The following is a 14,354-nucleotide window of genomic DNA, read 5'->3' on the forward strand; positions in this document are numbered from 1 at the left end:
CGGATCACGGCCGGAGCAGGCCGCTGATCTCCGCCTCGGTGAGGGCACGGTCGAAGACCATGACGTCCTTGATGCCGCCCGGGAAGTGATCGACCGGCCTCCTGCCGTATCGGGCGCGGCCGATGACGAAGGGCCCCTCGGACACGATCAGGATCCTGTCGCGGACCGAACCCTCCTGGACGCCGTTCACGAAGAGACGCAGCTCCCCGGCGAAGCTGTCGCAGACACCGGTCAGGTGGGTCCATTCACCGGCGACCGGCTCGGTCCTCGAAGTGACGCGCAGATCCGGGCGGGCGAAGGCCCAGCGGCCTTCGTCGGAGGAGTACTGGAGGTAGAAGCCGCTGGTCTCCTCACCGTCCTGGCTGACCGCGGTGACGAAGTGCGGGGGGATCACACCGAGCCGGACCCATGCGCTGACGGTGAAGCTGCCGCGCGCGGTGTCGATCACCGCGGAATCGGTGGCCACTTCACTGCTGAACCCGTTGAACTCGGCGCCCTCACCGTGGCTCGTACCCCACCTGACCGCCGTGGCCGTGGCGTGGTGGCGTCCGGTGATGTCCATCGCCCGTACTCCGGAACGTTCGTCGAGCCGCCAGGCCCCGACGGGGCGAGGCCCCGCGGGCACCGGCCCGGAGCCGGTCCCGGGCACGGACCTGAGCGCGGGCTCGAACTCGTACCCGGGCACGGACCCCGCAGGTACCGGCGCGGGCCCAGGCACCGGCCCGGACTCGGATATGGAGGACGGAGCCACGGGGGCCGCCACCTTCTCGTAGGCTCCGGCAGCGCTGCCCGGAACCTGGGAGGCGGCCGGGGCCGTCGCGTCGCGGCGTACGGACCAGCGGGGGTCACCCGGCGCGGGTGACTGCCCGCCGGACGCCACCGACGAGGAGAGCCGCATCCCGCTGTACTGGGTGAACATCTCCGCGAGGGTGGCGCGCCGCGTGGGCACGCCGGCCTGTCCGTCGGCGGCCGAGTGGTCGGCCGCCGGTATGTGACCGGCCCAGGGAACGGCCGGGGCCACCCGCCGGAGGATCTGCTGCGGAGTGGGGCGGAGCGCCGGTTCCTTGGCCAGACAGTCGGCCAGCAGGGCACGCAGCGCGGGGTCCGGGACGGCCTCCAGGTCCGGGGCCTCGTGCACGATGCGGTAGAGCATGACGGGCGCCGACCCCACGCCGAACGGACCAACGCCGATGGCTGCGAAGGCCAGCACCGCGCCCAGGGAGAAGACATCGCTGGCCGCGGTGATCTGGCCGCCGTTGACCTGCTCGGGGGACATGAAGCCCGCCGAGCCGATGGTGACCCCGGTCCTGGTGAGGCTGGTGGCGTCGAACGCCCGGGCGATACCGAAGTCGATGACGCGCGGGCCGTCGTCGGCGAGCAGCACGTTGGAGGGCTTCAGATCGCGGTGCACCAGCCCGGCCCGGTGGATGGAGACCAGGGCTTCGGCCAGGCCCGCAGCCAGCGCGGCCAGCGTCACCGGCGGCAGGACCCCCTGGTCGGCGATCACCTGGTGGAGCGAAGGACCGGCGATGTAGCTGGAGACCATCCAGGGCTGTTCGGCCTCCGTGTCGGCGTCGATCACCGGGGCGGTGAAGGCTCCCCCGACCGCTCGCGACGCCTGAACCTCGCTACGGAACCGGGCCCGGAACTCCGGCTCGTGCACCAGCGACGCGTGCACCATCTTGATCGCCACGGACCGCCCGCTCGGTGAACGCCCCAGGAAGACCCGCCCCATCCCGCCTTCGCCCAGGCGACCCACCACCCGGTAGTCACCCAGGAAGCTCGGATCCCCTTGCTCCAACGGCTGCACCACGACGAACCCCTCCCGCGCACACTTACGACCTGGGGAGCAATAGGGAGCGGGCTCCCGACGCCCTGCGACTCCGCCTCCCGCGTTGTCGTCGGTCACCGACGCTCTGCGTCGCCTCCCTCCTCCGCCTTGGATTCGAAGCCGCATGACGCCGCTCGCTGATCCACTCCCTATTGTTCCCCAGGTCGTTACCGGACCGCCGCAGCTTACGACCTGGGGAGCAGTAGGGAGCGGGCTCCCGACGCCCTGCGACTCCGCCTCCCGCGTTGTCGTCGTGCCGCAAGGACTATCCGGGTCCCCGGTTCGGCGTGGTCCAGGTGCCAGCGCAGGGACTCGGCCAGGTAGATCTCTCGCACCGACAGGTCCGCGGCCAGGCCCCGACCGGACATCAGCGCGTTTCCCGCCTGGAACATGTAGTCGGTGTGGCAGGCCGCTTCCACCCGGCGCCGGGCGATGTCGAAGCGGCTCTGGCTGTTGCGGGAGACGTAGAGCGGTTCGACGGCGCACAGCCGCAGCAACAGCCGTGCCAGTACGGCAGTCAGTTTGTTGTGCTCGGCGGTCTCCAGGCCGGCCCATGCGGGCGCGGCCGTGGCGCCGGAACCGCAGCCCTTGAGGAACCGGTCGCTGATCTCCAGGACCGTATCGACGAGGGGGAGTGCGTCGGGGTCGATATCGCGCAGGTATTCGGCCACCGGCTCCAGGGCAGGTCGCAGCGCCCCGCCGGCCTCGGGGATGTCGAGGCCGGCGAAGCGCAAGGGGTGTCCGCTGGTGCGGTTGTGGTGGCGCAGCCAGTGCATGAGATCTGCGGCGCTCCATTCGGCGGCGGCCCGGCATACTTTCGCCAGGTCCCCGTCGTCGCCCTCGCCCAGCAGCCACCGGTCGAGGGGGAAGGCTTCGCTGAAGCCGAACTCCATGGCGAAGACGGTGAATCCACAGCGTTCGGCGAGAAAGCGCAGCACCCGCTGGCGTGCGTGCGAGAACTCTTCGACGAAGTGGGCGCCCTCACCGACTGCCACAACCCGGGCATCGTCGACGATCTCCCGGAGCACTTCGAGGTCGTCGAGGGGCTGCTCGGGATCAAGGGTGGTCAGGGTGCTGGAGTGCTCGCGGAACCAATCGGCAAGCACAACAGCACCCCGGTTACGCGACAGCATGGCGTGCCGCCGCCCGGCTGTGGCTGCCGCTCTTGGCCCTCGGGCAGTGGATCATCAGCTGCGGCCGGGACGCAGGTCCGGCCACGCGGCCCGCAGTAGGGCGGTCTCGGACGGGGAGAGCGGGCGATGGCCAAGAGCGACGTCGTCCTGATCGAAAGTCCACTGCCCGTAGAGCAGGATCGCCATGCCGTGCTCGTCGTCGGTGCACACCGCCCAGCACCCGATGTCGCTCTGAAGCGACCAGTCGTAGTAGCGCAGGCCGTCCGAAGCGGCCTGGCTGGTCGTCAGCCCGGCCCCATCCGGAGGGAGTAAGTTTTCCAATGACCCGGCAGTCGAGGGCGGGAATCTGTCTGCGACCTCGACCAGCTTCGTGACCTCCTCCACTCGGACTCGTAACCAGGCGTACCCGTTTCCCCGGGCGAGCACGGCAAGGGGCGTGCAAGCGGTCATCGCACAGTTCCGCATCAAGTCCGGATATTCGTCCAGCCCGTTCAGCGCGGCGAGAGCAGGCTCGAACAGCGCCCAGAACGGGGCTCGGCCATCGGCGAGGAAGGGACCGTTTACCCTGACCACCCGCTCCTCGCCGGGCAGCGGCAGCGACTCCGCCCTGGGGAACGGCTCACGCAAGTCCAGCGGCAGGCTGCAAAGAGTGCCGTCCGCCCACTCCACACACGCTGTGCCGGCCAGCGCGGCCCAGCGCGGCGCAGGACTCTGCGACCAGGCGGGGCGGGCGCGCCCCGAACACGTCGGGCACGGTACGGAGACAGCGATTGACATCTCGACATGATCGCAGAGCACCTAACACGCCGGAACTGTCTCCACACCCCAGCAGGAATCACGGCCAGTAGCGGCCAACCAGCCGCACCACGCCCCGACCGAGGCCCCAAAGTCGTTTCCCGGACCTGATCGACACCCTGCGCGAGGTCCACGTTCCGCCGGCCTGGCCGGACCCGGCCGCGTTCCTGCGCGAGGCCGTGGGCTGGTTCGCCCTCGACCGCACAGAGGGCCGGCGGCCGGTGTACGTCGCGCCGGAGAAGGACACCCTCCGGCAACTCCTCATCGGCGGAGCGCGACAAAGAGCGCCGGGAGGTTCTGAAGGTTCGGGATGACGTGTGCGGCTCCGGCTTCGGCGAGGGTGTGCAGTGTTGAGCGGCCGGTGGCGACGCTGAGGACGGGGACTCCCGCGGAACGTGCGGCGGCCACGTCAGCGGGAGTTTCCCCGATCAACAGGACATTCGCCGCTTTGATCGGGCCGCCGAGCGCTTCCGCGCTCCGGGTCATGGCCGTGCGGACGAGTTCGGCACGGTCGTCATGGTCTTCGCCGTATCCGCCGTACGGGAACAGGACGTGGGTGTCGAGGCCGAACACGACGAGTTCAGTCTCGGTGACGGGCCGGATGTTCCCCGTGACGACGGTCTGCACGACGCCGTCCGTCGCCGCGAGCGCCGACACCGCGGCCGCGGCACCGGGCAGAGCGTGCCCGCGTTCCCGCAGTTCGTGAGCGCGCCGACGGTGCCGTTCGGCGGAGCACTGAGCGAAGGCCTCGAACATGGCCCGGGTAAGGGCTGTCCCGTAATCCGTGGTGGACCGGCGTACGGCGTCAGGTGTGCTGCATCGCAAGGCGGAGGGGCGTTCGCATACTGGATGTATGCGGATGTTCCGACAACACGGCGAGGTGCCGCAGCTGTCGTCGCGCGCCCGCCGGGGATTACGGGACAGCCCTTACTGGTGATTCCGTGCAGGGGCAGGCCATGCCCGAGCAGAAGGCCAACGGGACCTGGTTCTCACGATTCCGCAGATGACACGACGAGCAGATGCCGCGCCACCGGATCTACGGCGTCGACCACGACCACCCGACTGCCAGGCGTCGGCTCCGCGAAAGCTGAAACTGAGATGCCGAACTCTTGTGAAGGCTCGTACTCCCTTGCTACAGAGCGGGAGTTGATTCTGGCGCAAATCCGCTTTGCGTGTGTTCGCCGACTGGGAAGCTGAGATAGTGTCACCGTTCGCGTTCGCATAAGGGAAGACGAGTGGGGTGGCGTCCGTGTCCTATCCGCCGGGCCGGCAGGAACTGTTCGATCCGACGACGCATTCGGGAACGTCGGAGGGGGGTGAAGCTCGGATGACTCTTGCCTCGCTGGCCTCCTTGACACCAGACACGGCAGGTGTCGGAACCGGGAACCTGAAGCACAGCGGTGGCCCGTGGACGAATGCTTCAAGTACCGCCAGTGCATTACGGGCGAGTACGGAGAGGAGCCGCAGTAGTCTCGACCTCCGCCATGAAGGCGTTGTGTCGGGTGCGGCCGGATTTGCCTCTGCGTCTTCGCTCAAGAACGTTCTGAAGTCCTGGGAGGAGCGCCTCGCAGCGGTGAGGGACGAGTGTCACTACCTCGAAGGCGCTCTGCAGAAGGTCGCTAAGGAAATGGGTGAAACCGACATTGCGGTGGGGAAGTCTCTCAAGGCCACCCAAGCGGGACGTGAGCATCGGTGACCGCCGCAGGACTCACTTGGTTGCAGTTACGGGACCTGAAGCCGTCCGAATTCGATGACGCAGGGGACGGATGGAACGAGGTGTCCGGAAGGTCGGATGCCAGTCGCACAGAGGTCGATAGTGCGATGTCGGCGAAACTGCGCGAGACCCAGGAGAGTGAGTCGGCTGAAGCGGCGATCGGGCGTCTGAAGCGGTTGAGCCGCAACTTCCAGTACCTGCACACCGAGTGTGGCCTCATTCGTACGGCCCTGAACGGCCTGGTGTCCGAACTGGCCGAGCCACAGAACCAACTGAAACAGGCCCTTGAAGACGCCGCTGCGCTGAAGTTCTCCGTCCACGAGGACGGTTCCATCAGCTACCCGGCAGCCGTGGCCGAGACGCTTACCGGGGAGCAGGACGCCCCCGGCGGCAAGGTGCAGGGCAGTGCGCGCCTTCCGCTCGAACCACCCGGATGGGGCGGGAATGCGCGTTCGCCGCTCAAGCCGCTCAACCCGAACGCGGAGAAGGCGCAGGCCATCGCGGACCGGATTGCGCGGGCTGTTCGCGCTGCTGCCGACATTGACAGCAGGTACGCACGGACGCTGGACAAGCTCAAGGCGGCCAAGGGCCTTGATGTCACGAAGGCGATGGTGGAAGACGTCTTCCGTGACACGGATGCGGTGCGCACGGCTGCGGACAAGTACCTGGATGCAGGTATTCCGCAGAGCAAGACCCCGTTCGAGAGCAAGGCTTGGTGGGACGGCCTCAGCGACGAGCAGCGGCAGGAGTACTTGGAGATCGCCCCGGACCTGGTCGGCAGTCTCGATGGTGTTCCGGCGACAGCGCGTGACGAAGCCAACCGCAACTACCTGCCGGTGCTCATCGACTCGTTGGCGGGACAGGATGGTGATGAGGCGCGTACGAAGCTGGACGCGCTGCGGCTGATCGAAGAAAAACTGAAAAAACCCAGCCATCCCCCGATGTTCCTGCTGGGTATCGGGGACGACGGAAACGGCCGCGCGATCGTCGCCTACGGAAACCCTGACACGTCACGGAACGTATCGGCGTACGTTCCTGGCTTGGGGACAAAACTCGACAAGGAATTTGTCGAGGGTACGATGAAGCGCGCCCAGGATACGGCCCTCGGTGCTCAAGACACTGATCCGTCCAGCGCGTCGATCGTCTGGCTTGGCTACGACGCTCCGCAAAGTCTCGATGTCATGAGCACCGGCGATGCAGAGAAAGGCGCACCCGCCTACAACAATTTCATGGCTGGACTGGAAGCCGCCAACGAGAACGGTGACCCTCACCTGACCGCCATAGGCCACTCCTATGGATCTCTCACGGTGGGAACCGCGGCCAAGCAGGCCGACGGTATTCCAGGAGTGGACGATGTCATCTTGCTGGGTAGTCCCGGAGTCGGCTTCGACAAGGCACAAGATTTCAGTGTCGGCAAGGAGCATGTTTTCGTCGGCTCCGCAGAGAATGACCCGGTTACCCATCTCCCGACGAAGGGCGAGGTTCTTCTCGCCGGCCCCTTGGGGGTCTTATTGTACGGCGATGTCTTCGACAGGGGCGATGACGACATCTACTTCGGCAAGGACCCGGCCAGTGAGGCTTTCGGGGCGCAGCGATTCAAAGTCGATCCCGGGTCCAAGCCCATTCTTGAGATGGGCGGCTTCGATGCCCACTCCCAGTACTTCACGCCGGAGAAAGACATGGTGTCCGCGGCGAACATTGCGGCGATCGTCGCAGGGAAACCCGAAGACGTAATCAAGGAAGAATACAGGTGAAGCACGTAAGGCGCGCTGTGCGGACGTTTCTTTCGGCAGCGCTGGCAGGTGTGCTGCTGGCCGGGTGCGGAATCCTGAAGGGCGGGCGAGAGGGCGGGAGGGATACGGCAGTCATGGACATGCAGGGTGCGGCTGACCGTGCGGATGCGATGCTGGACGCGGCAATGAAGGCTGTCGTGCCCGAGATCCAGTGGGTTCATTACGTCACGACTGTCGGCAGTTGCGACGTGTCCCGCCGCCGGAAGGTCATGACGATCATTTCCGAGCAGCGGCGTGGCAACTTTCTGGGCGTGATCGAACGCTTCTGGAAGAAGAGCGGTTACAAGATCACTGCGGTGAGGCAGAGCAAGGAGCGCCCAGCCATCTTCGCTCAGTCGCGTGATGGGTTCGGGATCAGTCTGGTCTTCGGGAACCAGGGACAGGCCGCTTTCGAGGTCGCCACTCCGTGCGTGCAGAAGTCTGAGGTTTCCGATCCCAAGACCAAGCCCAGTGGCCTTGAGTACCCCTTGGGTGAGATTCCTGCGCCCAACGTGCGCTCCGACTTCTGGTCTGCTGAAGCCGCCGTTCCTGTGACCTCACCGAAAGTCGGGGCGTCGGGCTGAGGCTTGCAGGGCGGTCCTGCGGGACAGACGGTCCCACCCCCGGCCTTATGCCGCGAAGAAGCCGATCAGTATCGGCGTCGGCGTATGCGGACCCATCCCGATGGTCCCGGCAGCGGAGGGGGCGGATCGGCGGGATGGCATGGCCCCGATGCTCGTGGGCGTCCGAGTAGCGGCGCCCGCCGTCCGGTGCCCGCGCTTCCCCGTGCACCACGGGGAGCGGAAGGGGTCCGGGACCACCGATCACCCGGGCCCTAACCGGAATAGGGCGGATGCTTCCATCGCTTACCGATTGTTTCAGGACGAGGCTTGAAACTGCCTCAAGTAGATGGTGCCACGGGCGAGAACCGATCTCCCGGCGTGCTGCCGTAGGGGGGGGAGGTGAGGGAGTAAAGGCCGGAACCGGACACGTCAATATCAGCCAGTTGAGCAAGTGCTCGAAAAGTCTGGGGAAACGGTTCTCTTGGTCGAAATTTCCTTTCTTGGAGGACTCGCTGCGGTGCCACCGACTGGCAGGATTCGACCGGAGGCCGGAAAGAGATCGTTGGCACGTGAAATTGGCTGAGAGGCGCACTCCCGGGTGGCCGCTGCGCGTGCGAGAGTAGGGGCTCCTGAACCGTAGGAGAAAGGGAAGAAATGAAGCTGCCCGTGCGTCGTTTCGTCGGTGTCGCAGCCGCCTCTGTGGCTGCGATGGTCGCCACAGCCGTTCCCGTCGCGGCCGCGCCTTCCTCGGGCGTCGGCGCCTTGATCAACCGTACGGCCTGCAACGAGAGTGGCTACCTGGCGATCCACAATAACGACGGCCGTGACACGCTCTGTTTCGCCAACGCCGGATCCATGCCCGTTGCCATTTACGGCGTCAACTGGGTCGAATCAGGGAACAATGTCGTGACCCTCCAGTACCAGAAGGACATGAACAACCCGAGGCTCGACACCGTCACCATTCAGAAGTGGAACGTGTGGAACCCCGGGCATGTCCACAAGGTCATTTCGGTCCGGATTCACTGAGTTCGCCGAGGGTGAAGTCTGCTGAATAGGGGACGCCCTACGGGGTGTCCCCTTCTTCTTTTGTGGTACTTATTCGAATCGGCGCCGCTTGTGAATCCTGTCTGATTCTCCATGTCAGGCCGTTTCTATAACTGATCATTTTACAATGATTTCGGTGAGAGCTTGGCTGTGGGTGGGGCGGTGGAATGCATCTGCGGCCCCAAGAGCGCCCGCAAGGGCATCGCCCACGGTTCCGGCCTGGAAAAGACCGCTGGGTCGTCGAGCCGACTTCGTCCGACTCCGCCGATTCAAACGACTGCGGACCCACTACGAGGTATGCGTCGGCCTTCTTCGGTCTGCCCCAACTCGCCTGCGGCCTCATCCGCTTGAGGCGGCTTCAAGCCTCGTTCCGAAATGATCAGTCACTGAGCCGTTTCCAACCTGACGGGTGGTCGGATGGGTGACCCCGGCGGCGGGCGTGAAGAAAGCTCCTGGTAGACGGGTTCACGACCAAGATCACCAGTCCGCCAGGAGCTTCCGCGTGCTTGTCTACCCGTCCGGCATTGATCTGTCCAGCCGCGCCCTGCAACACCTCTCCGGTCTCCTCGCAGGTCATCGCCGCCGGATCGGCTCCCGGTGGCGTCGCCTCACCTGTGGCCGGCAGGCCCTGCTCGTCCTGGCACACCTGCGCTGCGGCGACACCAACGCCCGCCTCGCAGCAGGTTTCCACGTCGGGATTGCGACGGTCTACCGGTACATACGCGAGGCCGTTGACCTCCTGGCCGCTCTCGCACCCACGCTGGAACAGGCCATGACGGCCGTGCAGAAGAAGGCGTACGTGATCCTCGACGGCACCGTGCTGCCGATCGACCGCATTGCTGCCGACCAGCCCTACTACTCGGGGAAGAAGAAGCACCATGGGATGAACGTGCAGGTCCTCGCGGATCCAGCCGGCCGGCTGATCTGGGCCTCGGACGCGCTACCTGGAGCCGTGCACGATCTGACCGCGGCCCGGACCCACGGCATTCCCGCCGCCCTGACCGCCGAAGACATCAAGTGCTGGGCGGACAAGGCGTATCAGGGCGCAGGCCCTGCTGTCCGTGTCCCGTTCCGGGGCAGGATTCTGCGCGGCTGGCGCCGGCGTCACAACCGCGATCACGCCAAGATCCGCAGCGTCGGCGAACGCGCCATGGCCACCCTCAAATGCTGGCGGCTCCTGCGGAAGCTCCGCTGCAGCACCATCCGGATCACCGGCGTCGTCCGTGCTGTCGTCGCCCTCGAACTCGCCACCTGATCAAGATGAAAAGGCTCCTTCACTCCGGCTTCCGCGCTGACAGTGACGTTGGTATCGGACCTGAACTCCGTTGACATGCTATTCGTGACACCGACTTACCAATGATCACTTTCTCACCTACTCCTGGGGACAATTGCCAAGCACGTGAAAGGCGCCAAGGAATCAGATATCCCCGACGCCCGACTCGAACCATGGATCACTCGCAGTAACGCGACGCACTTCGCGGGGCGTGAGGTCACCCCACCAGGGGAGTGAAGAGAATTATTCGTGGCTCTGTGGCGAAGTCTTGCCCAAGCGGCGCCGGCTGGGCCGACCATCAGCGGCCGAATCCGTGGCGCTGTACCGACGCGAGGACGGTTCGGTTCGGAGTGGGGTATGAATTGATTCGACCCGTCATTCGCCGATTGCGCGGGAGTAGACGCAGGCGGCCAAGTCGATGACCGAAGGCCAGATGTTCCATCAGCCGGACGTCCCCCCTGCTGTGGCCCTATAGTCGGCAGATAGGGATCCGGATGGGCGGAAGCCTCCCCTACGTGAGTCGTGCCGACAGCTGGTGGGTGTCCGGGTCCAGCACTGTCGGCCCGCACCCGTGGGCCGACCGGTTCCCTGCACGACCGTCGTGTCGGGGTGTTCGGTCCTGCTCGGGGGCATGAATGATTCCAGTCGTACAGCGTTTCGTGGGAGCGGTGGGGGCGGTGGTAGTCGCCGCAGCGGTAAACGTGGCCACCGGATTCCTCACTGATCACCGATCAACGGCGTGGTGGACTTCTGCGGCGGTGTTACTCGTAGTGGGGACCGTGGTGCAGTGGTGGCTCCCTGTGGCACCGGAGCAGGGCAGAAGCCAGCGGGCCGATGACAACGAGATCGACGGCAATTTGACCCAGGCGGCCACCGGGCCCACAGCGCAGGAAGCGCACCGGAACAACGTCAAGGGAGATTTCCGGCAGGACCAAAATGGGTGAGCCGCAGAGGGAACCCCGAGGGACGTTCCGTCGGCGCACAGCCCGTCAACCCGAGACCACGCAGGGCGCGGACGGCAACTACGTCGGCGGGGACCTTCGGCAGGAATTCACCATTAACGTCGGTACCGCGGCCGACGCCAAGAAGGTACTGGGCACCTCGCGTACACCGAGTCGCCGCACGGTCCTACTCGGCGGCGCCACACTTGCCGCGACGGCCGGCGCACTCGTCGCCGTACGCCTCACCGGCACGGACGGCAAGAAGGCGCAGGGCCCGAGACCGTTGAGCGATTTGTTCGCTTTCAATAATCGAGATTTTCCCCCTTTCGATAAAGCAGGGTTCACAAAACAAATCGATGCCGTAATGCAGACGCCGGATAAAAAAGACAGGTATTGGCTCTTCTCCGGGAAAAATTTCACCCTCATCCAGGTGACCCGCAAGGAGAGAAATCTCGCTGAAGTGGTGCAGAACCCAGGACCCTTGACCGACTGGAGTTCCCTCCAGGCAGTCGAGGGCGAAAGTTCTCCACCGTTCAAGAAGATCGATGCCGTGATGCAGTGGCCGGACGACCGCAACAAGTACTGGATATTCTCGGGTTCACGTTTTCTTCGCATCAACGTGGCCAACAATTGGCCCCATATGGATACCAGGATTCCGAAAAAAGATTCGAAGCCAAGCCCGCTGAGTGGCTGGAGTTCCCTCGACAACACTTCTCCATCATTCAAGAAGATTGATGCCGTAACGAGGACGCCGGATGACGACAACGAATATTGGGTCTTCTCGGGTTCACATTACCTTCGCCTCAAAGTGAACGACGGACACCATGACGATATCGTGGTCCAGAAACCAAAGCCGTTGAGCGAATGGGGAGGGCTCGGCCATTACCCGAGCTTTGCGGCAGGAATCGACGCCGTGATGCAGATGCCGGACATCCCGAAGGAATATGTTGTCTTCTCGGGGCAGCAATACCTTCGCACGTCGTGGACGGGATCGGAGTGGCTGGTCAAATAGATCAGCGTTCAAACGACGAGCGGCGCCCCAGGGCCCCGGGGAGAATCCCGTCGCTCCCGGTTTGACCGGTTGATCGTCGATACCCGGACATGAGACGAGCACGGCTTTTGTGGATCATGGAGCCCTACCTTCTTGATGTGGGACTGAACTGGTCATTCGTAAGATCGGCTAGGCCCAGGGGTTCCGGGTATGGCTGTCATGGAGCCTTTTCATCTTGATCAGGTGGCGAGTTCGAGGGCGACGACAGCACGGACGACGCCGGTGATCCGGGTGGTGCTGCAGCGGAGCTTCCGCAGGAGCCGCCACCATTTGAGGGTGGCCATGGCGCGTTCGCCGACGCTGCGGATCTTGGCGTGATCGCGGTTGTGACGCCGGCGCCAGCCGCGCAGAATCCTGCCCCGGAACGGGACACGGACAGCAGGGCCTGCGCCCTGATACGCCTTGTCCGCCCAGCACTTGATGTCTTCGGCGGTCAGGGCGGCGGGAATGCCGTGGGTCCGGGCCGCGGTCAGATCGTGCACGGCTCCAGGTAGCGCGTCCGAGGCCCAGATCAGCCGGCCGGCTGGATCCGCGAGGACCTGCACGTTCATCCCATGGTGCTTCTTCTTCCCCGAGTAGTAGGGCTGGTCGGCAGCAATGCGGTCGATCGGCAGCACGGTGCCGTCGAGGATCACGTACGCCTTCTTCCGCACGGCCGTCATGGCCTGTTCCAGCGTGGGTGCGAGAGCGGCCAGGAGGTCAACGGCCTCGCGTATGTACCGGTAGACCGTCGCAATCCCGACGTGGAAACCTGCTGCGAGGCGGGCGTTGGTGTCGCCGCAGCGCAGGTGTGCCAGGACGAGCAGGGCCTGCCGGCCACAGGTGAGGCGACGCCACCGGGAGCCGATCCGGCGGCGATGACCTGCGAGGAGACCGGAGAGGTGTTGCAGGGCGCGGCTGGACAGATCAATGCCGGACGGGTAGACAAGCACGCGGAAGCTCCTGGCGGACTGGTGATCTTGGTCGTGAACCCGTCTACCAGGAGCTTTCTTCACGCCCGCCGCCGGGGTCACCCATCCGACCACCCGTCAGGTTGGAAACGGCTCACTGCCCTTGCGAGAAAGGGGGCTCGGGTGACCACTGATCACCCGAGCCCCCTTCCGTTCCGCGCTTGCGACGGGCTCAGCGGAGCCCGTCGACGAAGTGCTGCCAGGCAGCAGCCCCGATGGTGAGGGTGGGGCCGTCGGGGTTCTTGCTGTCGCGGACGGGGACGGCGCAGGGGAGGCCGTCTGCCACTTCGACGCATTCGCCGCCGGTGCTTCCGCTGTACGTCGACTTGCGCCAGGTCGCACCGCCCACGACGGTGCACTCGACGCAGTCGCCGCCGGTGTTTCCGCTGTAGCTGGACTTGCGCCACCGCGCGTTCTTCAGGTCAGGCCGGGTCTGCATAACGCTCCTCCATCACGCGTGTGATCAGGGCCGCCGAATCCTCGACGGAGAGGGCTGCGGCCTGCAAGTGAGCGTAACGGAGCGTGGCCTCCCTGATGGTGTCCGGGCTGGCGGTCATATGACCGGAGATGACGTCCTCCGTGTAGACGATGTCGGGATCGTCGTCGAAACGCAGGAGGTTGAACGACCCGGCGAGGCTTGCGTGTTCACCGGCCGCGAAGGGCAGCACCTGGATCCGCATCCAGCGGTGGTCGGCGAGGTCCAACAGCCGCTGGAGTTGCTTCCGCATCACCTCACGACCTCCTATCGGCCGGTGCAGCACGGCCTCGTCGAGCACGACCCAGGTGAGCGGCGGCCGTTCCCGTTCCAGGATGCGCTGGCGTTCCAACCTGGCTGCCACCAGACCTTCGAGGTCGTCCGGCATGCCGGTGGCCAGTACGGCCTGCGCGTAGTCGCCCGTCTGCAGCAGCCCGTACACCAACTGCGCCTGGTACGTGGAGATGTAGGCGGCGCGCGACTCCATCTCGGCGTACGGCTGGAACCAGGTGGGCAGTTGGCTGCGCAGGACCAGTCCGATCAGCCGGGAGAACACCCCGTCCGTGCCGAGCGCCGCGTCCGCCCGCTCCGAGAAGTCGCGGGTGGGGACCTTCTTCGTCGTCTCGATCTGGCCGATCAGCGACCCCGTGCAGAAGATGATGTCGCCCAACTGTCCCTGCTTGAGGTTGTTGGCCTCTCTCAGGCGGCGCAACTCCGAGCCGTAGTAGTCCAACGGGGAAGCGCAGGGGTCGAGTTTCTGGATGTTGGCCACGGCGGGCGGCACCTCCGGCGTTCAACGCCTCGCGGCGTTC

The 14,354-nt window shown here is 65.4% G+C and carries 12 protein-coding genes; 5 read left to right on the top strand and 7 right to left on the bottom strand.

Annotated elements, in window-relative coordinates; all coding sequences use genetic code 11:
- Positions 1-4: 4 nt before the first annotated feature.
- The 4 genes from ACFYXM_RS22430 to ACFYXM_RS22445 form a co-directional block, all read right to left on the bottom strand.
- On the bottom strand, positions 5-1,813 hold the full coding sequence (locus ACFYXM_RS22430) for a LamG-like jellyroll fold domain-containing protein (RefSeq protein WP_389291709.1): 1,809 nt from the start codon (positions 1,811-1,813) through the stop codon (positions 5-7).
- 203 nt (positions 1,814-2,016) lie between these two features.
- Positions 2,017-2,937 carry an erythromycin esterase family protein gene (locus ACFYXM_RS22435; RefSeq protein WP_389291711.1) on the bottom strand — a complete coding sequence of 307 codons (921 nt, stop codon included), beginning with the start codon at positions 2,935-2,937 and terminating at the stop codon, positions 2,017-2,019.
- A gap of 81 nt (positions 2,938-3,018) precedes the next feature.
- Positions 3,019-3,591: a hypothetical protein gene (locus tag ACFYXM_RS22440; protein ID WP_389291713.1), complete on the bottom strand. Its 573-nt coding sequence runs from the start codon at positions 3,589-3,591 to the stop codon at positions 3,019-3,021.
- Between the two features lie 429 nt (positions 3,592-4,020).
- Positions 4,021-4,584: a haloacid dehalogenase-like hydrolase gene (locus ACFYXM_RS22445; RefSeq protein WP_389291715.1), complete on the bottom strand. Its 564-nt coding sequence runs from the start codon at positions 4,582-4,584 to the stop codon at positions 4,021-4,023.
- 996 nt (positions 4,585-5,580) lie between these two features.
- Between ACFYXM_RS22445 and ACFYXM_RS22450 the strand changes: the two genes are divergently transcribed.
- The 5 genes from ACFYXM_RS22450 to ACFYXM_RS22470 all read left to right on the top strand — a co-directional run bounded on the left by ACFYXM_RS22450 (position 5,581) and on the right by ACFYXM_RS22470 (position 12,078).
- Positions 5,581-7,227 carry an alpha/beta hydrolase gene (locus ACFYXM_RS22450; protein ID WP_389291717.1) on the top strand — a complete coding sequence of 549 codons (1,647 nt, stop codon included), beginning with the start codon at positions 5,581-5,583 and terminating at the stop codon, positions 7,225-7,227.
- A gap of 113 nt (positions 7,228-7,340) precedes the next feature.
- Complete coding sequence (locus ACFYXM_RS22455; RefSeq protein WP_389291719.1) at positions 7,341-7,829, top strand: hypothetical protein; 489 nt, start codon at positions 7,341-7,343, stop codon at positions 7,827-7,829.
- A gap of 633 nt (positions 7,830-8,462) precedes the next feature.
- The gene (locus ACFYXM_RS22460; RefSeq protein ID WP_389291721.1) at positions 8,463-8,834 is read left to right on the top strand and encodes a beta/gamma crystallin domain-containing protein; all 372 of its coding nucleotides are present in this window, start codon (positions 8,463-8,465) and stop codon (positions 8,832-8,834) included.
- A gap of 520 nt (positions 8,835-9,354) precedes the next feature.
- Entirely contained in the window at positions 9,355-10,107 is a 753-nt protein-coding gene (locus tag ACFYXM_RS22465; RefSeq protein ID WP_389291723.1) for a transposase family protein, read from the top strand.
- A gap of 954 nt (positions 10,108-11,061) precedes the next feature.
- Positions 11,062-12,078 (top strand): hypothetical protein, encoded by a 1,017-nt coding sequence (locus ACFYXM_RS22470; RefSeq protein ID WP_389291725.1) that lies wholly within the window; start codon positions 11,062-11,064, stop codon positions 12,076-12,078.
- 218 nt (positions 12,079-12,296) lie between these two features.
- On the opposite strand, the gene ACFYXM_RS22475 is transcribed toward ACFYXM_RS22470, so the two are convergent.
- The 3 genes from ACFYXM_RS22475 to ACFYXM_RS22485 all read right to left on the bottom strand — a co-directional run bounded on the left by ACFYXM_RS22475 (position 12,297) and on the right by ACFYXM_RS22485 (position 14,314).
- Positions 12,297-13,049 (bottom strand): transposase family protein, encoded by a 753-nt coding sequence (locus ACFYXM_RS22475; RefSeq protein ID WP_389291726.1) that lies wholly within the window; start codon positions 13,047-13,049, stop codon positions 12,297-12,299.
- A 190-nt stretch (positions 13,050-13,239) separates the two neighbouring features.
- Positions 13,240-13,506: a DUF397 domain-containing protein gene (locus ACFYXM_RS22480; RefSeq protein ID WP_389291727.1), complete on the bottom strand. Its 267-nt coding sequence runs from the start codon at positions 13,504-13,506 to the stop codon at positions 13,240-13,242.
- Positions 13,490-14,314, bottom strand: coding sequence for a helix-turn-helix domain-containing protein (locus tag ACFYXM_RS22485; RefSeq protein ID WP_389291729.1), 825 nt, complete (start codon positions 14,312-14,314; stop codon positions 13,490-13,492). The genes ACFYXM_RS22480 and ACFYXM_RS22485 overlap by 17 nt, the downstream gene beginning before the upstream one ends.
- Positions 14,315-14,354 lie beyond the last annotated feature (40 nt).

Origin of the sequence: Streptomyces sp. NPDC002476, assembly GCF_042889785.1 — a bacterium.
Classification (GTDB): Bacteria; Actinomycetota; Actinomycetes; order Streptomycetales; family Streptomycetaceae; genus Streptomyces.

Coding starts and splice junctions, on each gene's coding strand:
- ACFYXM_RS22450 (WP_389291717.1), top strand. CDS start 5,581: ATGTCGGCGAAACTGCGCGAGACCCAGGAGAGTGAGTCGGCTGAAGCG.
- ACFYXM_RS22455 (WP_389291719.1), top strand. CDS start 7,341: ATGGACATGCAGGGTGCGGCTGACCGTGCGGATGCGATGCTGGACGCG.
- ACFYXM_RS22460 (WP_389291721.1), top strand. CDS start 8,463: ATGAAGCTGCCCGTGCGTCGTTTCGTCGGTGTCGCAGCCGCCTCTGTG.
- ACFYXM_RS22470 (WP_389291725.1), top strand. CDS start 11,062: ATGGGTGAGCCGCAGAGGGAACCCCGAGGGACGTTCCGTCGGCGCACA.
- ACFYXM_RS22480 (WP_389291727.1), bottom strand. CDS start 13,506: ATGCAGACCCGGCCTGACCTGAAGAACGCGCGGTGGCGCAAGTCCAGC.